This is a genomic window from Chelonobacter oris, assembly GCF_000772535.1.
Classification (GTDB): Bacteria; Pseudomonadota; Gammaproteobacteria; order Enterobacterales; family Pasteurellaceae; genus Chelonobacter; species Chelonobacter oris.
Genome location: NZ_JSUM01000006.1, coordinates 13020 through 31463, shown reverse-complemented (window position 1 = coordinate 31463; position 18444 = coordinate 13020). Strand labels below are relative to the sequence as shown.

Annotated in this window: 21 protein-coding genes and 1 pseudogene; 9 read left to right on the top strand and 13 right to left on the bottom strand. The window is 45.4% G+C overall.

Going from position 1 to position 18444, the window contains the following annotated elements; all coding sequences use genetic code 11:
• The first annotated feature begins 3 nt into the window (after positions 1 to 3).
• A complete protein-coding gene (gene bioD / locus OA57_RS04390) occupies positions 4 to 648 on the top strand; it encodes a dethiobiotin synthase (RefSeq protein ID WP_034613991.1) in 645 nt (214 codons plus the stop codon).
• Positions 649 to 724: 76 nt separating this feature from the next.
• Here bioD and OA57_RS04385 read toward each other — a convergent pair whose 3' ends face one another.
• The 9 genes from OA57_RS04385 to OA57_RS04345 form a co-directional block, all read right to left on the bottom strand.
• Positions 725 to 2323 (bottom strand): ABC transporter substrate-binding protein, encoded by a 1599-nt coding sequence (locus OA57_RS04385; protein ID WP_034613989.1) that lies wholly within the window; start codon positions 2321 to 2323, stop codon positions 725 to 727.
• A 171-nt stretch (positions 2324 to 2494) separates the two neighbouring features.
• The gene (locus OA57_RS04380) at positions 2495 to 3856 is read right to left on the bottom strand and encodes a PFL family protein (RefSeq protein ID WP_034613987.1); all 1362 of its coding nucleotides are present in this window, start codon (positions 3854 to 3856) and stop codon (positions 2495 to 2497) included.
• A gap of 9 nt (positions 3857 to 3865) precedes the next feature.
• Complete coding sequence (locus OA57_RS04375) at positions 3866 to 4138, bottom strand: ACT domain-containing protein (protein WP_034613985.1); 273 nt, start codon at positions 4136 to 4138, stop codon at positions 3866 to 3868.
• 70 nt (positions 4139 to 4208) lie between these two features.
• A complete protein-coding gene (gene ychF / locus OA57_RS04370) occupies positions 4209 to 5300 on the bottom strand; it encodes a redox-regulated ATPase YchF (protein ID WP_034613983.1) in 1092 nt (363 codons plus the stop codon).
• A gap of 32 nt (positions 5301 to 5332) precedes the next feature.
• Positions 5333 to 5917 carry an aminoacyl-tRNA hydrolase gene (pth, locus tag OA57_RS04365; protein ID WP_034613981.1) on the bottom strand — a complete coding sequence of 195 codons (585 nt, stop codon included), beginning with the start codon at positions 5915 to 5917 and terminating at the stop codon, positions 5333 to 5335.
• 101 nt (positions 5918 to 6018) lie between these two features.
• Positions 6019 to 6387, bottom strand: coding sequence for a GDYXXLXY domain-containing protein (locus OA57_RS04360; protein ID WP_034613979.1), 369 nt, complete (start codon positions 6385 to 6387; stop codon positions 6019 to 6021).
• Between the two features lie 29 nt (positions 6388 to 6416).
• On the bottom strand, positions 6417 to 6986 hold the full coding sequence (locus tag OA57_RS04355; protein WP_152596716.1) for a hypothetical protein: 570 nt from the start codon (positions 6984 to 6986) through the stop codon (positions 6417 to 6419).
• Complete coding sequence (locus tag OA57_RS04350; RefSeq protein ID WP_152596715.1) at positions 6946 to 7185, bottom strand: hypothetical protein; 240 nt, start codon at positions 7183 to 7185, stop codon at positions 6946 to 6948. The genes OA57_RS04355 and OA57_RS04350 overlap by 41 nt, the downstream gene beginning before the upstream one ends.
• 69 nt (positions 7186 to 7254) lie before the next feature.
• Complete coding sequence (locus tag OA57_RS04345) at positions 7255 to 7584, bottom strand: DUF2157 domain-containing protein (RefSeq protein WP_034613974.1); 330 nt, start codon at positions 7582 to 7584, stop codon at positions 7255 to 7257.
• 214 nt (positions 7585 to 7798) lie between these two features.
• Between OA57_RS04345 and OA57_RS04340 the strand changes: the two genes are divergently transcribed.
• The 7 genes and pseudogenes from OA57_RS04340 (at position 7799) to OA57_RS04310 (ending at position 13621) form a co-directional block, all read left to right on the top strand.
• Positions 7799 to 8551 carry a carbonic anhydrase gene (locus OA57_RS04340; RefSeq protein WP_052122368.1) on the top strand — a complete coding sequence of 251 codons (753 nt, stop codon included), beginning with the start codon at positions 7799 to 7801 and terminating at the stop codon, positions 8549 to 8551.
• Positions 8552 to 8659: 108 nt separating this feature from the next.
• Positions 8660 to 9397, top strand: a complete 738-nt coding sequence (locus tag OA57_RS04335) for a copper homeostasis protein CutC (RefSeq protein WP_034614463.1) — start codon at positions 8660 to 8662, stop codon at positions 9395 to 9397.
• Positions 9398 to 9474: 77 nt separating this feature from the next.
• Positions 9475 to 9909, top strand: coding sequence for a type II toxin-antitoxin system RatA family toxin (locus OA57_RS04330; protein WP_034613972.1), 435 nt, complete (start codon positions 9475 to 9477; stop codon positions 9907 to 9909).
• Positions 9899 to 10204 (top strand): annotated as a pseudogene (locus OA57_RS04325) (RnfH family protein); the annotation flags it as partial. The gene OA57_RS04330 and the pseudogene OA57_RS04325, both read left to right, overlap by 11 nt.
• Positions 10205 to 10325: 121 nt before the next feature.
• Complete coding sequence (locus OA57_RS04320) at positions 10326 to 11543, top strand: ribosomal protein uL16 3-hydroxylase (RefSeq protein WP_034613968.1); 1218 nt, start codon at positions 10326 to 10328, stop codon at positions 11541 to 11543.
• Positions 11544 to 11551: 8 nt separating this feature from the next.
• A complete protein-coding gene (xseA, locus tag OA57_RS04315) occupies positions 11552 to 12949 on the top strand; it encodes an exodeoxyribonuclease VII large subunit (protein WP_034613966.1) in 1398 nt (465 codons plus the stop codon).
• Between the two features lie 102 nt (positions 12950 to 13051).
• Positions 13052 to 13621, top strand: coding sequence for a cytochrome b (locus OA57_RS04310; RefSeq protein WP_200883595.1), 570 nt, complete (start codon positions 13052 to 13054; stop codon positions 13619 to 13621).
• Positions 13622 to 13648: 27 nt separating this feature from the next.
• Here the strand turns inward: OA57_RS04310 and OA57_RS04305 are convergent, their stop codons facing one another.
• The 4 genes from OA57_RS04305 to OA57_RS04290 form a co-directional block, all read right to left on the bottom strand.
• Positions 13649 to 14767 carry a pyridoxal phosphate-dependent aminotransferase gene (locus OA57_RS04305; protein ID WP_034613964.1) on the bottom strand — a complete coding sequence of 373 codons (1119 nt, stop codon included), beginning with the start codon at positions 14765 to 14767 and terminating at the stop codon, positions 13649 to 13651.
• Positions 14768 to 14864: 97 nt separating this feature from the next.
• Positions 14865 to 15053, bottom strand: coding sequence for a hypothetical protein (locus tag OA57_RS12585; protein WP_052122367.1), 189 nt, complete (start codon positions 15051 to 15053; stop codon positions 14865 to 14867).
• Positions 15054 to 15086: 33 nt separating this feature from the next.
• Complete coding sequence (locus tag OA57_RS12580; RefSeq protein WP_052122366.1) at positions 15087 to 15530, bottom strand: ISAs1 family transposase; 444 nt, start codon at positions 15528 to 15530, stop codon at positions 15087 to 15089.
• Between the two features lie 775 nt (positions 15531 to 16305).
• Positions 16306 to 17208, bottom strand: a complete 903-nt coding sequence (locus OA57_RS04290; RefSeq protein WP_034613962.1) for a DNA adenine methylase — start codon at positions 17206 to 17208, stop codon at positions 16306 to 16308.
• Positions 17209 to 17496: 288 nt separating this feature from the next.
• On the opposite strand from OA57_RS04290, the gene OA57_RS04280 reads away from it, so the two are divergent.
• Positions 17497 to 17979, top strand: coding sequence for a hypothetical protein (locus OA57_RS04280; RefSeq protein ID WP_152596714.1), 483 nt, complete (start codon positions 17497 to 17499; stop codon positions 17977 to 17979).
• The last annotated feature ends 465 nt before the right edge of the window (positions 17980 to 18444 follow it).

Sequence of the window (18444 nt, the reverse complement as noted above, 5' to 3'; positions counted from 1 at the left end):
TAGATGAAAAACAAACAGATATTATTCGTTTCCGGCATTGATACCGATGTCGGCAAAACCCTTGCCACCGGTTTTTATGCCAACCGTTTAACGGCTCAGGGGCTGACGGTGATCACGCAAAAACTGGTGCAAACCGGTTGTCAGGGGATCGCCGAGGATATCCAAACACACCGTAAAATACAAAAAATACCACTACAACAGTGGGATCACAACGGCACAACTTGTCGTTATGTGTTCGGCTATCCGTGTTCACCGCACTTGGCGGCAGCATGGGAAGGGCGGCAACTCGATCTTGAACAACTTACGGCGGATACGCAGACATTATCATCGCATTATGATGTGGTATTGATCGAAGGTGCCGGCGGTTTGGCCGTGCCGTTGAACCGTGAAATCACCACGTTGGATTATCTTGCACGGCAGCGCTATCCGTTGATTTTAGTCACGTCAGGTAAGTTGGGGAGTATCAACCACACCCTGCTGAGCCTGGAAGTATGCCAACGGCGTGATATTCCGCTACAGGCCGTCATTTATAATCAATATCCGCAAATTGATCCGATTATCGAAACGGAAACGCAACGTTATTTGCAGGGGTATCTTACCCGCCATTTTCCTTCGGCGGAATTTATAATGATGCCGATTTGCGAGTAAATCTTGTCATCACCAAAAAGGAAAAACCGCTATTTGCAAAACCGATAGCGGTTTATTCATTTATACGGTAAACGGATTAATCCGCTACACTCACCCCATAAAATGCCGTATAGCCGAACGGACTTTGTTGGAAATTTTGTACACGGGTACCGGTCGGGACATAATTCACCGAATGTGCCAACGGAATTAACGGCGCTTGCTCTTTTGCGATCACTAACGCTTGCTGATAAAGTGCGGTGCGCTGATTTTCATCGGCGGTCGCGGCAGCTTGTTGCAATAATGCTTCAAATTCCGAGTTACACCAGCCGGCATAGTTGGTGCCGCCGACATTTTCACAACCTAACAACGGGGCGAGAAAGTTATCCGGATCACCGTTACGGCTGGTCCAGCCATAGGTGCCGGTATAAAATTCGCCCTCGCGGGTGCGTTTGTTGAAATCCGCCCATTCGTGAGTGACGAGCTTGGCTTTTATCCCGATTTTTGCCCAATCCGCTTGTAAGATTTCTGCCGTACGGCGTGGATTCGGGTTGGAAGGGCGCACCACCGGCTGTACCCAGATTTCGGTTTCAAAACCGCCACCGTAGCCGGCTTCAACCAGTAATTGTTTGGCTTTTTCCAGATCAAACGGATAATCCTGAATATTATCATTGTAACCCAATACACCCGGCGGGAACGGGTTGGTTGCCGCCACACCACTACCTCCCTGATAAACTACATTGATGATCGATTGTTTGTCGGTGGCGTAATTCAGTGCTTGGCGCACTTTCACATTTTCCAACGGTGCTTTGCGCAGATTGATGCCGATATAGGCTAAATTCAAGCCTTCTTTGGCATATAACCGCACTTTCGGGTTATTTTTCATTTCTTCGATATCGGCGATATTCGGGAAGTCGATCACATCACAAGCGCCGGTTTGCAGCTTGGCGTAACGTGCGGTGGCGTCAGGCGTAATACTGAAAATCAGCCGATCCAGATCGGCTCTGCCTTTCCAGTAATCGGCATTGGCGGTATAGCGAATCGCTTGATCCAGTTGGTAGGTTTGGAAAACAAACGGGCCGGTGCCGATGGGGATTTTATCAATCGTTTCGGGTTTGCCGGCCGCCAACATCTTGTCGGCATATTCTTGTGAATAAATCGACAGAAAGTCCATTGCCACAATTTTCAGGAACGGCGAATAGGCTTTGTTCAAGTGGATTTTGACGGTGTAGTCATCAATTTTTTCCACCGACTTCAGGATTTTCGGCAACGCCATCCAGTTGAAATAAAAATAAGTGCCGTTGGAAACAGTGTGGAACGGATGGTTTTTGTCCGCTTGGCGGTTGAAGGAAAACAGGACATCATCGGCATTGAAATCCCGTGTCGGACTAAAGGTTTGATTATTGTGGAATTTCACGCCTCGGCGTAAGTGAAAGGTGTAACTTAAGCCGTCATCACTAATTTCCCAACGTTCTGCCAAAGCCGGCTCAATTTCGGTTGATCCCGATTTAAACGCCAATAGGCTGTTGTACACTTGTTGCGAACTGGCGTTGAAATCATTGGCATCGTTTGTTATCGCCGGACTGAATTGCCCGGGGGAGTTGCCGATACAGTTGATCAGGGTATGCGGTGCGGCGGCAACAGCCGTTGAAAATGCGAAGCCAAGTGCGGTTAAAGCAAAGAGATGGCGGGATTTCATGACAATAATTTCCTTTAACGTAAACAGATAACGTTAAAATACAATAAAATCGTTATTGCCCAAATAAAAAAATGCTTATTAGCTAGATCAAAAAGTAATAAGTCGGTAAATAGCGTTTATTGCGGTTATGCCGTTCGGTCGCTATCGGATGCGGCGATAGCGACCGCACTTTTAGTTTTTCAATGATTGTACCGGAGCGGGAATGCGACCGCCACGGTTGACGAAAATTTCGCAGCTGCCTTGTTTAATCGGCATAATTGGCGCATAACCGAGCAAGCCGCCGAATTCGACACTTTCGCCTACATCTTTATCCGGCACCGGAATAATCCGCACTGCGGTGGTTTTGCTGTTGATCATGCCGATTGCCGCCTCATCGGCAATAATACCCGAAATAGTGGCGGCAGTGGTGTAGCCGGGAACGGCGATCATATCCAGCCCGACCGAACAAACGGCGGTCATCGCTTCCAGTTTATCTAAGGTCAATACGCCTTGTTCGGCAGCTTTGATCATGCCTTCGTCTTCAGACACCGGAATGAAAGCGCCGCTCAAGCCGCCGACCGCACTGCTTGCCATCATGCCGCCTTTTTTCACTGCATCATTTAATAGTGCCAGTGCCGCAGTCGTGCCGTGAGTGCCGCAAACGCTCAGTCCCATGTGTTCCAAAATTCTCGCCACGCTGTCACCGATAGCCGGGGTCGGCGCAAGAGAGAGATCCAAAATTCCGAATGGAATGCCCAGTCGTTTTGAGGCTTCCTGCCCGATCAGCTCGCCGACACGGGTAATTTTAAAAGCGGTTTTTTTCACCACTTCCGCCACTTCGGTCAGGGTTTTGGCATCGGAATTTTCTAATGCCGCTTTCACTACGCCGGGGCCGGAAACACCGATATTAATAATCGTATCGCCTTCGCCCGAACCGTGAAATGCGCCCGCCATAAACGGATTATCTTCTACCGCATTGCAAAAAATGACTAATTTGGCACAGCCGAAACCGTCGGGGGTTATTTCAGCGGTTTGTTTGACAATTTCGCCGACCAGTTTGACGGCGTCCATATTGATTCCGGCTTTGGTCGAACCAATGTTGACCGAACTGCAAACAATATCGGTACATTTTAATGCCTCGGGAATAGAACGAATTAAGATTTCATCGGACGGGCTCATGCCTTTTTGCACCAGTGCGGAAAAACCGCCGATAAATGAAACCCCGATGGCTTTGGCGGCGCGATCCAACGTCTGTGCAATCGAGACATAGCTGTCGACTTTGGTGGCGGCGGCGATTTGAGCAATCGGCGTGACCGAAATCCGTTGGTTGACAATCGGCACGCCATATTTAGCGGAGAGTTCTTTGGCGGTTTGCACCAAATCTTTGCCGACTGTGGTGATTTTATTGAAAATATTCTGATTCAGGGTAGCCAAATCCGGACTGATACAATCATGCAGATCAATGCCGATAGTAATGGTGCGCACGTCAAAATGTTGATCGGAGACCATTTTCAGCGTTTCTAAAATTTCATAAGACTGAATACTGTTGCTCATTGCCAATCCTTAAATGCGGTGCATGGCATTAAAAATGTCAGTGTTTTGCAGGCGTAAATCCAGCCCCAGTTTTTCCCCTTCCGCCATAAAAAAGCTGGCTAAGGTTTGATAATCTTTGGCGCAAGCGGTGGTATCAACTAAAATAATCATAGTGAAAAATTCATTCATGAGTTGTTGGCTGATATTGACGATATTAATTTGCTGTTCCGCCAATAGCTTGGCGACATCATACACGATCCCGATACGATCTTTCCCGATAACGGTTAATACGGAATTATTCATGTTATTTCCTTACCTATTTTTAGCTTCTTTGGATAGAAAAAACGCTGCTCATTCGCAGCGTTTCTATTAATTACACATTAAACCGAAAATGCATCACATCGCCGTCTTTGACGATATAGTCTTTGCCTTCTAATCGCCATTTTCCGGCTTCTTTGGCGCCGGCTTCACCTTTGAATTGGATAAAATCATCATAAGCGATGACTTCGGCACGGATAAAGCCTTTTTCAAAGTCGGTGTGGATCACTGCGGCGGCTTTCGGTGCGGTTGCGCCAACGGAAACCGTCCAAGCCCGCACTTCTTTGACACCGGCAGTGAAGTAAGTTTGCAGATTCAGCAATTGATAGCCGGCACGGATAACGCGATTCAAACCCGGTTCGTCTAAGCCGAGTTCTTGTAAGAATTCATTTTTTTCTTCGTCTTCCAGCTCAGCGATTTCGGATTCGATTGCCGCACAAACCGGCACGACCACCGCCCCTTCTTGTGCTGCGATTTCACGCACCCGATCCAAATACGGGTTGTTTTCAAAGCCGTCTTCATTGACGTTGGCAATGTACATCGTCGGTTTTAAAGTCAGGAAGTTATAGCCTTTGATCGCGTGCAGCTCGTCTTTGTCTAAACCGACGGAGCGGATCATGCCGGCGTTTTCCAGCACCGGCAGGCATTTTTCCATAATGCTTAATTCGAATTTAGCCTCTTTATCGCCGCCTTTAGCCCGTTTTTGCAGGCGTTGGATCGCTTTTTCGCAGCTGTCTAAATCCGCTAACGCAAGTTCGGTGTTAATGGTGTCAATATCTTCCGCCGGATCGATTTTACCGGCAACGTGAACGATATCATCGTTTTCAAAACAGCGCACCACATGGCCGATCGCATCGGTTTCACGGATATTGGCTAGGAATTTATTGCCCAAACCTTCGCCTTTACTCGCACCGGCAACCAAACCGGCAATATCCACAAATTCCATGGTGGTCGCTAACACGCGTTGCGGATTGACGATTTCCGCCAGCGCCTCCAAACGCGGATCCGGCATCGGCACTACGCCGGTGTTTGGCTCAATAGTGCAAAACGGATAGTTCGCCGCTTCGATTCCGGCTTTGGTCAATGCATTGAACAGCGTTGATTTTCCTACATTCGGTAAACCGACGATACCGCACTTAAATCCCATAATATTTTCCTTGTTAATACCGTTTTTTATGATTAAATTTTGAAGCCGTTCAGACGGTTCATCGCTTTGCTGATGCCGTCTTGCAGTAGCAGATCGACACAGACAGCCGCTTCTTCCACGGCTTGTTCGATCAACTTCAATTCAGTTTGTGGTGGTTTGTTCAGTACATAACCGCTGACCAGATTTTTATCGCCGGGGTGCCCGATTCCTAGTCGTAAACGGTAGAAATTTTTGCTGTTGCCCAAATTAGAGATAATGTCTTTTAATCCGTTATGTCCGCCATGTCCGCCGCCTTGTTTGAGTTTGGCGCTGCCGGGCGGCAGATCCAGCTCATCATGTGCAACCAGAATTTGTTCCGGCTGAATACGGTAAAAATTTGCCAACGAGCCTACCGCCTTGCCGCTCAGATTCATAAATGTAGTCGGCACTAAAAACCGCACTTCGCGACCTGCGACAACAGTACGTGCCGTTTTGCCGAAAAATTTATTTTCGGGGCTAAGGTTGAGGTGGTATTGGCGGCAAAGCTGCTCAATCAGCCATTCTCCCGCATTGTGGCGAGTGTTGGCATATTGATTGCCCGGATTTCCCAAACCGACGATTAACTTGATGTCCGACACGCTGTTTCCATATACGATAATACTAAAATAGAGGCGCATTTTACGCTAAAGTGCGGTTTTTCTCAATCAAAAGCGAAACCGTACTTTATCCTGTATTTTAATTACAGCGGTTGTAAATTCCCATCCAATAAACGCTGTAATAGTGCTGTGCCGTTTAAAATGCGAAACTCTCCATATACGGCTTGGGCAAAATGCTCACCTTGTCCTTCAGCGAAGAAGAATTGTTTGCCGGGCATGGTAATCGCCCACAGGAAATCATAATTCGAGATCAGGATTTTGATATAACGATCGTCACTGCAACCGTGATATTGCTGCGGCGGAGTGTTTTCCAAGCTGCAGAAACCAGCCACGCCGCTATCGGCTTGATTTAACAAGATATAACGTGTTTTCGGCAGATTTTGCCGCCATTGTTCAAATTGGGCATGGGCGGCTTGCCGTTCTTCGCTCTCATAGGCAATACTATTTTCCAATGTGCTGTCCGAGTCTACATAGTCAAGCTTTAGGGCACGGCGTTGCGGAGCTTATTTAGCTGAAATTGACGGCTGAATAAGAGATAAAACAGTACTGGTAAAAAGTTAATCAGCAACAAAAACAGAGCTCCAGGATGCCGGTTTACCGCTGGAAACAGACGCCGCCAAAAATCAGACCAACTCAGCGGTGTGACGATAGTATCTGGTTGGCTAAAGGGGGGTAGCGTATGCAGTTCAAGCTGCTTAATAAGTTGATAAAATCCCAAATAGTACAGTAAAAAACCCCAGGCGGCAGTTTGTAGATAACCTTGATAGCGTGACGGCTTGATTGCAAAATAGAACAGCAACAATATGCCGAGCGGCAACCAGTAATCACTGTAACGCACAAATAAAAAATAGCCTAAGCCGTATTGCTCGGTAAACGGATCATCAGGCTGGGAGTAAGAAATGCTGAATTCACCTGCATACCAACAAAACAATGTGATGAGCAGCGCAATCAGGCTATAACTTTGTAACCAACTGATCTGAATTTTAGCGTAGCATAGCAGGCAAACGGCACTAAAAATCAGCAACGGCAACGTGTGGAGATCGAATGGCAAAGAGATTCCCCCCCTGATATTGCAGAGAATACTGATAAAACGATCCCAATGTTAAACCGATTGCCAACAGCATACCGATCATAAATTCGTTTTGCTTTTGATAATACCCGAATGCACCGACGATGAGAAAAAATAGGGCTGTTAGCAATAGAATCCGTTGCTCTTCTCCGGCGGCGGATAAAAACAGAAAAATCAGCACTAATCCCGAGATCAGCAGTGTCGCCGCCGAATTAGGCAAAGCGAGCAGTAACGGCAGCTGTAACAGTGATCACAAAGCAAACAATTGCCACGGATCGGCACCGGTTTGATAGATTTGCCCGATCAGCGCCCCTATCATCACCGCCGCCACAAAAAACAGAGTGGCAGCGGCAAATTTTAACCGCACTTTGCCCTGCTTACGAGATTCCCGATAGTAACAGACAATGCCGATGACAAAGCTAAGCACAAGCAACCCCTGTGTTGCATACAGCTTAGTAAATTTGTCGAACTGCTCCCGGTTGGCAGCGATCCAAGTGACCACGCCGCTGGAAAAGAAGCCGGCTAAAATCAATAAATATTTTTCCCATGATGCCGTAAACCGTAAAGAACGATTTTGCATAAGTGTGATCTTTTTTCTTATGACGCGCCTTTGATTACCGATTAACGTCGCTTTTTGATGTCAATAATGATTTTAATCACGGAGTATTTTTGATATTAAAGGTTTTTCAATAAAAAACAAGAAAATGAACTTGTCAAGAAAATAAACAAGCGTATATTCCAATTGAAGCGTTTTAGCGCTTTTATACTATTAAAATATATTTGGAGTTTTAGTGATGAAAAAAATATTGGCTACGGCAATTTGCACCGTATTTTTGTCTGCATGCAGTCATCAACCAAGTGCTGAACATCATCCGCACTGGAGTTATCAAGGGGAAGAGTCGCCGGCGCATTGGGGAGAACTTGCGCAAGAATTTGCGGTTTGCGGCAGTGGGCATCTGCAATCTCCGGTAGATCTGTCAACTAAAGCAAAAGTAGTGAAAGCGCATTTGCATTATCAATATTCGCCGATGGATTATATCTTAGAGAATAATGGTCATACCGTTCAATTAACCCCACAAACCAAATCGGTTAATCTGATCTTGGAAGGAAAAGAATACACCTTGCAACAATTCCATGTTCATACCCCCGGTGAACATACGCTGAACAGCAAACAGTTCCCGATGGAATTGCATTTTGTACACACCGATAGCCACGGCGAAATTGCCGTTATTGCCGTGATGTTTGCGGTCGGGAAAGAAAATTCGCACTTGAATAACTTATTGAAAAAACAAGTTAAAGTGGGTGAAAAAGTGGCATTAACAGAAAAAATTAATGTTCAGGATTTGTTTCCAAAGAATACTCAACATTTGAGTTTGAAAGGCTCTTTAACAACACCGCCATGTACCGAAGGGGTGAACTGGATTGTAATGGAACAACCGTTACAAGCCAGCTATGCGCAGTTGACAGCGATGGAAAAAATGATTGGGCTGAAAAATAATCGTCCGTTGCAATCGTTGGGTGACAGAATAGTTGTGATCGGCAATTGATCGTTGCGAAACACACTAATATCAGCAAAAATGTGCCGGCCAATATGGTTGGCATTTTTTATTAAGCGGAGTTTACCTTACTACTATTTCCGTTCAGAGAGAATTATGATCAACATTGAAGTATGTATTGATAATATCGAATCGTTAAAAACGGCGCAGCGCAGTGGAGCAAGCCGTATTGAGCTGTGTGCTGCGTTGGCGTTGGGCGGCATAACCCCCCATTACGGCTTGATTGAACGTGCGGTTAGTGCGGCTGAACGCCCGATTTATGTGATGATTCGCCCGAGAGCAGGGGATTTTCTGTTTAGTCGTGATGAAATCAATATCATGCAAGCGGATATCCGCATGGCAAAGCAGCTTGGCGTGGACGGCATTGTTATCGGCGCATTAACTGCGCAAGCCGAAGTAGATTTGGATTGCTGTCGGCACTTAATTGAATCGGCTGACGGACTTGGTATTACTTTTCATCGAGCGTTTGATCTGTGTCGTGATCCGCTGTTCGCACTTGAGCAGATTGTCGAATTGGGCTGTGAGCGGATTTTAACCTCGGGACAGCAGCAAAGTGCGGTTTTGGGCATGCCGTTAATTCGGCAATTGGTACAACAAGCAAAGCAACGGATTTCAATCATGCCCGGCGCAGGGGTGAATCGGTTTAACGCACTTCGGATTTTGCAGCAAACCGGCGCAACGGAATTGCACCTTTCCGCCAAAGGTTATCGCCGCAGCCGAATGCAGTCGCAACACAACCCGACAATGGGGCAAAATGCCGTCGATGATCTGCAAATCAATGTGACGGACGAAAGCGAATTAAGTGCGGTGGTGCAGGCGGTGCGACAAGCGTTTTAATCGGGATTGCGGTTTGATATTGGTGCGAGGTTGGCGTATATTACGCGCTATTCTTTGTTCCCGATTTCAGGAAAATCATGCCGTCCGTTAATCAATCCGCCTTAGTGGGCTACAGCGCCGAACAAATGTATCAACTGGTGAATAATTATCAACAATACCCCGAATTTCTGCCGGGCTGCGTGTCGAGCCGGACATTAACCCGTAATGATCATGAACTGACGGCGCAGCTGGTGATCAGCAAGGCGGGAATCAGCCAGCAATTTACTACCCACAACACGATGCAGCCGCATAAACGGATCCGTATGCAACTGGTCGAAGGGCCGTTTCGTTTTTTGCAGGGGTATTGGCAGTTTGACGAAATTGACGAAGGTTCATGTTATATTCGGCTGAAATTGGAGTTTGAATTTTCCAGTGCGTTGATCAGCATGGTGTTTGGTAAAATCTTTGAGCAATTGACCCAGAAAATGATCGATGCATTCAAAAAACGGGCAAAAGAGGTGTATGGTGTCTGACAAAACCACTGCGGAAAAAATCAATATCCAGATTGCGTATGCCTTGCCGGACAGATATTTTTTGAAACATTATCAAGTCGATAAAGGCACAATTATTCAAAATGCGATTTTGCAGTCGGGCATTTTGCAGCAATACGGCGAGATCGATTTACGCAGCAATACGGTGGGCATTTTCAGCCGTTTGGCGAAACTGACCGATGTACTGGAAGATGGGGATCGGATTGAAATTTACCGTCCGCTGCTGGCGGATCCGAAAGAGATCCGCCGCAAGCGTGCGGAGCAGCAAAAACAAGAACTAGAAGCACAAAAGGCGCAAGAAAAGCAGCAGCGCGCCGAAGCCAAACAACACGCTAAAAAAGCGCAAACCCAAGTGCGGTCTCAGCCGCAGACAACCGAATCAGCAGAAGGATAATCTCATGCCAAAAATCGCCTATTGTTTACCCCATGAAATCAGTGCCGAGCAGTTTTTGGCAGAATATTGGCAGAAAAAACCGTTGTTGATTAAAAACGGGCTGCCGCAAATTGTCGGCTTACTGGAGCCGCAAGATATTATTGGATTAGCACAACAAGAAGATGTTACCGCTCGTTTGGTAAAAACCGAAGTTGATCAGCACGGCGCAGAAAAATGGACGTTAAAAACCAGTCCGTTAACTCAAAAAGATTTTCATAAATTGCCGCAGCAATGGTCGGTATTGGTGCAGAATCTGGAACAGTGGTCGCCGGAATTGGGCGAATTGTGGCAAGCATTCGGCTTTATTCCGCAGTGGCAACGGGACGATATTATGGTGTCTTACGCCCCTGAAAACGGGTCTGTCGGCAAACATTATGACGAATATGACGTGTTTTTAGTGCAGGCATACGGCCACCGCCGTTGGCAACTGGGCAAATGGTGCGATCCGAGTACCGAATTTAAAGCCGACCAACCGATTCGGATTTTTGATGACATGGGCGAACTGGTGCTGGACGATGTGATGGCGCCGGGCGATGTGCTGTATGTGCCGTCGCGCTTGTCGCATTACGGCGTTGCGCAAGATGACTGTCTGACGGTGTCATTCGGTTTGCGCTATCCGAATTTGGGCGATTTGATTGAGAATATCAACGATGCGATTTGCCATCCGACACCGCACTTTAATCCGTCTGAATTCACTATTCCGCTACGTTTGTCGCCGAGTGAACAGCCGTCGGCAAAACTCGATCCGGCTATGGTTGCCGATATGAAGCGGCAACTACTGGATTCTCTCAGTCAATCACCACAGTTCGACAGCCTGTTCCAACACGCTGTGGCAAGTGCGGTCAGCCGCCGTCGTTACGAATTATTACAGTCCGATGAGGAATTTTACCCTGAAGAACTGGCGGAAATGCTACAAGACGGCGCAACGATTCAACAAGACGGCAACAGCAAAATATTGTATACCGAACAACCGTTTGCATTATATGTCAACGGCGAGTGGTTAGACGAATTGAGCGAAACCGAAAGTGCGGTGTTACAAGATCTGGCAAACGGCACGATGCTGGATTGGGCGGGTTTACAGCGCCATACTGCCGCGTGCCATGATGAGATGGCAGCAGAATTGCTGCTGGATTCCCTGTGCAGCTGGCTGGAAAACGGCTGGTTAGTGCTAAATCAGGCATAGCTTGAAATATGCAAGAGACAATTTACTCCGTCAGCCAATTAAACCATCAGGCTCGATTGCTGTTGGAAGGCAATCTGGGGCAAGTTTGGCTTAGCGGCGAAATTTCCAATTTCAGCCAACCGATTTCAGGGCATTGGTATCTCAGTCTGAAAGATGAAAGCGCCCAAGTGCGGTGTGCAATGTTTCGCATGAAGAATATGCGTGTCGCCTTTAAACCGCAAAACGGTATGCAGGTGTTGGTCAAAGCGTCGGTCAGTTTGTATGAGCCGCGCGGCGATTACCAACTGATTATCGACAGTATGCAACCGGCGGGCGACGGGCTGTTGCAGCAACAGTTTGAACGGCTGAAACAAAAACTGGCGGCGGAAGGGCTGTTTGCACAACAACTGAAAAAAGCGATACCGCACTTTAACCGTACCATCGGCATTGTTACCTCAAAGAGTGGTGCTGCGTTACAGGATATTTTGCAGGTATTGCAACGGCGTGATCCGAGCTTGGAGGTTGTGATTTATCCGACCCAAGTACAGGGCAAGGAAGCGACTGCCGAGATTGTACAAATGATTGAGTTGGCGAATCGACGTAACGAAGTTGAAGTATTAATTGTCGGACGTGGTGGTGGCTCGTTGGAAGATTTGTGGTGCTTCAACGAGGAAGCGGTGGCAAGGGCGATTTTTGCCTCGGAGATTCCGATTATCAGCGCCGTCGGCCATGAGACCGATGTGACGATTGCCGATTTTGTCGCCGATTTGCGTGCGCCAACGCCCTCAGCGGCAGCAGAATTAGTTAGCCGTGATCAAAAAGAATTATTGCAACAATTGCAATATCGGCAGCAACATTTGGAAATCGCTTTTGATCGGCTGTTCAGCCGCAAACAGCAGCAATGGGAACGCTTGAGCCTGCGCTTAAGCCACCAACACCCAAGTAAACAACTTCAGCTCCGCCGGCAACAGATCCGACAGCTGATCGCCAGATTGAATCAAGCTGTTCGGCGCGCTTTGGATAATCAAACACAGCAACAGTATTTTGTCCGCCGGCGGCTAGTGCTTTCCATTCAGCGGCAATTGGAGCGCAAACAGAACCGTTATGCCAATCTGCAACAGCGGTTACGGCAAAATCCGCTACCTTACCGAATCGGTCAACAGCAACAACATTTGCAACAACGGCAAGTGCGGTTGAATGCGCTGTTTGAGAAAAGCTTGATCGCCAACCGACATCAATTGGCGGAATTATGTTCCGCCTTAAACCGCCTCAGCCCGTTAAATGTGTTGGCGCGCGGTTACTCGATTTCGCAAGATCCGCAGGGTAAAACGATCACCGCCGGCGGCCAGCTCCAAGTCGGTGATCGCATGCTGACACGATTCCGACAGGGGGCGGTAATCAGCCGAGTGACGGAGGTTATCGATTGACTCGTCGGCTTTCCTACAGCAAATTTCGCTATATTTTAGAGAAAAAGTCATTATAATAATCGACGAATTTACTTTTTATTAACAATCGATATAGGATTTTTTATGTCTTCGAAAATGAAAGATACCCCTGAACGCCTATCGCATATCACCATTTCGCTGCATTGGCTGATTGCGCTTTTTATCCTCGGCTTAATGACATTGGGCGTTTATATGAGTGAAACCGCCAGTTACGGTTTGTATCCGACCCATAAATCGTTGGGGATTTTTATCTTCCTGTTTATTGTGATTCGGGTGCTGTGGCGTTGGAAAAACGGCTGGCCGAAACCGGTCGGGCAGCATCAGGGCTGGGAGCAGGCGTTGGCGACACTAATTCATTGGATTTTAATTTTGGGCACGTTGGCATTTCCGATTTCCGGCATGCTGATGTCTTATGCCGGCGGCCACGGTTTACAGCTGTTCGGTTGGGATTTGGTCTCCGCCAATCTGGTTGACGGCAAGCGGGAAGTATTGGACGCCGGTTTGGCGGGGGCGGCAAATTCGGCACATAAAACTTTGTTGCCGATTATGCTGGCGGCGATTCTGCTGCATGTTGCCGGTGCATTAAAACACCATGTGATTGATAAAGACAATACCTTAAAGCGAATGTTCGGCTTTAAAAATAACAGCCTGTAACGGCGTTTCACAAAAGAGCGGGGCTTTTTAGCCCCGTTGTTGTAACCACATTTTCAAGCGCTCGATCCCTTCACGCATATGTTCGATTTCCCGTGTATACGCAAAGCGTAAATAGTGCTTGGTGCCGTTATTGCCGAAATCAATGCCTGGCGTGGTGGCGACTTGAATCTCGTGCAACATCTCTTTGGCAAATTGATAGCTGTCATCGCTGTAATGCGATACGTCCGCCCACAGGTAAAACGCCCCTTGCGGTTTAAATTCGATGGTAAAAAGTTTGCTCAATTCTTGATACAGATAATCACGCCGTTGTTTAAATGTCGTTTGGATCTGCTGCAAATAATCCGCATCAAAAGCGTGCAACGCCGCATATTGGCTTAATGTCGGCGCACAGATAAAAATATTCTGGGCGATGATTTCCGCCGACCGCACTTTGTCTTGCGGCACGATAATCCAGCCAAGACGTGCGCCCGGCATACAGAAATATTTGGAAAACCCATTGATGACATAAGCGTCGGGATTAAATTGAAGTGCGGTCGCAGCTTGCTGTTCGTAAACCAGACCGTGATACAGCTCATCGGAAATAAAGGCGATATCATGCCGACGGCAATAGTCGTTTAATGCCCGCAGGTTGTCGGCGGTGTAAATATTGCCGGTCGGATTGGCCGGTGAGGAGATTTGCAGCGCCCGAATCGGCTGTCCCTGTAACTGTTGCGGCGTGAGTTGGTAGCAACTGTGTTTGTCCACCGGCATAAAGTGCGGTTCGACTTCCATCATATAGGCAAAATTTTTATAGCACGGATAAGACGGATCGGTTAAGCCCAGTTTATCGCCTTTAGCCAGTGTTAACGCATAGGCAATTAAAAAAGCGCCGCTGGTGCCGGGTGTCAGCAGCACACGTTGCGGAGAGATTTCAACCTGATAATGTCGGTGGTAATATTGGCAAATCTTTTGCCGCAGTTCGGCTAAGCCCAGACTTTCGGTATAACGGAACTGATTGTCGGCAACCGCATGTTGTAATGCCGCTTTGACCTTGGGCGAGGGCGGCAGATCAGGCTGACCGATTTCAAAATGAACGGCATTCGGGTATTTGGCGGCTTCGCGCACGATATCCATTACGATAAAGGCACTCATTTTGTCATAACGCATGATATATTGTCCTTCAAATTCAACTTGGCGCAATGCTACGGCAATCGTCCGCTCAGCTCAAGAGAAAGTCAGGGCAAGCGCACACTTTGTATAATAATTAAGCGCTCACCCCAAATATCAACGCCGACCGGTATTCGTCCGACCAACCCGCCATTTTTAGCTTGCCCCGCATGCTCATTTTATCCGGCTGCAGACGGGATAAATTCAGTGCAAAACGGCGTAATATCGCCATATTCTCCGCCCCGTCTTCCGCATTAATCGGGCAATCGTCCTCTTTATATACCACATCAGCCTCTAGCCTGCCGATATAAAATGCAGTTTACTGTTTTTTCTTGCGGGTATTGATGGCATCCACTGAAATCACTGCATTTTTTAATATCAGTGAATCTAAGATTTCCAGTACACCTTGTTGTTCGTTTTTCCAGCCCGGGGATTTTTGCTGCGCCGGAATCAAGCCGCGGCTTTTACTCCAAACGGTGATGCTGTGAAGCGCGGTTTTTGTACCGTCGCTAAAGCTGTGGCGCAGGGTTTTACCGTCGATGGCGATTTGTTCCACGCCTTGTGCCGACCGCACTTGATTGACAAAATTAATAAAAATATCCTTCAGTTGCACCGGGGAAAGACGGCGGATAATGCGGGCAATGGTGTCATAGACCGGAATGCCGCGCTGAAACGGCCGGTATTGCCGCAGCCACGCCAAATGACTGTCGCCGAAGCGTTTAATATCCGCCCGACCTTCCGCCCCGGCAATCACCGCACTCATGGTCAGAAACAGGATTTCAAGAAACGGTTTTGATTGATGTCTTTGCGCAGGTCGTCCAATTGCCCGAAAAAGTGAAATAAATTCATGAGATTGCCTTTATTTTGGAAGTGAACGTGATATTAGATCATATTTTGGGGAAAGTGCGATCTTGCCCTGATAATCTACTATATAATTTTATGCTTTAACTTGACATGTATAATCTTATGGGTTATTGAAATAGAAGGTATTTTATACTATGTTGATGATCCGAGCACTCCAATAATCTCTGAGCCGATCGATCCATAGAAATAAAAATTCTATTATCTATTTCTGGCTCTTTTATAGTAAACAGTGATGGAGAAAGGAGTGTCAGCTAATAGCCGCTTTTTAAAATGCTTTCTGGTATTATATACCTTTCCCTAATATTCAGAAGTATAACATGAGATATAAAAGAGATAAGGCGTCAGGAACTTGGTTTGATCCTTCAGACTTTTTATGGAAGATTAAATTTATTCGTGGTTGATGGTTGTGATAATATTTTTTCAACAACAGTTAAATATATTTGACAATCAATAAATAATATTATATTTAATAAATGTTTTCTGAAAATATTCACTTCAATAAAGTGTTTGATTATCCCAAATATGGGGAGTTTTTTACAGCCCGATGGGCTGAAAGAGTGCCCCAAGTATGGAGATATGTATTCTACCCAATGGGTAGTTTCCTTAATGGGAAAAGAAAGAATTGAAAGGCCTTTTTAACAACATATGTTATAATATGTTCATAGTGCTTTAAGTCAAATGCGTGCTTCAAATACTTGTGGATTATTTTTCAATGCATGAGAAATATAGTCTAAGCCAGAATCTCTAGGGATGACCATATCATCTGAAAAAATGAAAACTTCGTTTCCTTTATATACTTTAGCTACATTGTATTGAAGCTGATATAGGAATTTTTTCCTGTTTTTATAATAACTGAGTATGTTTTCAACACCATCATATGAAACAATCCATTTGATATTATCAATCATTTGTATTGTATTAGCTATTCGTTCATGGTCTTCTGGTTTATAATAATTAAGATATAGTCCACTAGCTTTATCAAAGTAAGGCGGATCACAATACATAAAAGTATTTTCGGGAAAGGTTATAACATTTTCAGCAAAAAAATCTTCTGCATCTTTATTATAAACAAAAACACTATCTTTTTTGGATGCAATTAATTCTATACGATTTATTAGCTCTGAATGTGAAAATCTTGCATCAATTTTCCATTTACCTTCTTGTGATAATCCACCAATAACCCCGCCAGTTAATACTCCAGAACAATTAGTTCTATTCAAATAAAAGGTAGAAAAACCAACACCAAAAATACTATGTTCTGATGGATGACGTACTACTTCACGATGCTTTTTCCATTCATCAATATTTAATAATGGCTTAGATATCTGATTACAGAATTTTTCCGTATCGTTTAATATTGAATGCCAAAATGCATAGATATGATAAGATGAGTCATTGAGATGAACATTTTTCACATGTCCATCAATGAGAAGCTGCATTGCAACACCGGCTCCACCTGCATACGGTTCAACGTATTGACAGCCTTCCATTCCGTTCGCAATAATTAGTTCCAAAACAAAAGGGGTTAGCTTTTGTTTCCCGCCGGGGTATCTTAGTGGTGTTCTATATTTAGCCATAATTAGTTATTCATTTTTTTAATTAGTGGGAAAATGCATACAAAAAGACCCGGAATATCATTACTACGGATAACAAAGTTTGGATTATGCACTAGCTGGTTCATCGAGGTTATTGACAATAAACCATCTTGGCGCGTTATTTCTGTTAATGGGCCATGTAATAATTTTACCATTTGTTTGTCAGCTTTGTTTTGAGTTAAATAACTTACAATGTCTCTTAATACATCGGCTAGATTTCTGTCGCTACCATCTGCTTTAACATATTTGGGAGAGCCTTGGGATGAACTTATGTCATCACAATACGCCTTAGCAGATATTTCAATCATACATCTTAGAAGAAAAATAAATGCGATGGGGTGTTCCTCAGGCTTTAATTTTACCATTTCTTTTTTAATATCTAATAGTTTAGATCTATTTGGTCCAAATAGTTTCAGGCTACGCAATAATTTTCTTACTGTTTTTATATCGTTTGTTGAGGTGGCTGATTTTTTTGTAGACGAAGAACTATTATTTGCTGCAGAAGTATTGCTATTTTGCGTTGAGCTATTCGCAGCGGTTCCATTTGTTCCAGAACTACCTGAACTATTCTGTGATGAATTATTTGAGGATGAGTTATTAGTCCCTGTAGGGGCATTTGGAGTAGATGAAGATGTATTATTTGAGTTGATATTAGTCGTGTTTTTTTCGTGTTCAGAGGTGGAAACCCGTACCGTATTAAGAAATCACTGGATGTACGAATATCAGGAAACTTCAATTCCTCTAGGCCAATAGCATAGATAACTGATTCTAATTCTTTTTTATATTTTATGTTTGGATAGTTTAGTGCTAGATCCATAATGGAAGTGCAGTCAACTCTCTCATATATTTCGGGGAGAGCTTCATTTAAAACAGATAGGTTATATTTCCCTGACCATCTTAGCTTTTGTTCAGTTGAATGGTTTTGACCATGTTCAAGATATTTCTCAAGCAGTGTTAAACCATACTCGGGGGCTGAATTTACTTGCTGGTTATGTCTCGCTCGAGCAACGGTTTCCCAGTCATCACGTCCAGCTTTTTGCCCTTGGCCTTCTTGATCTGAGTATCGTTGAGTTTAGAACGATTCTTGCCATTTTAATAGCCTAAATAATCGGGGTACTAAACAGGGCGTCATAACAAGTAGTTTCTAGCAATTATCAGTAGACTTCATTAGGCATAAAAAAGGCCGCAACCCTTTTGGATTGCGACCTTGATAGTCTT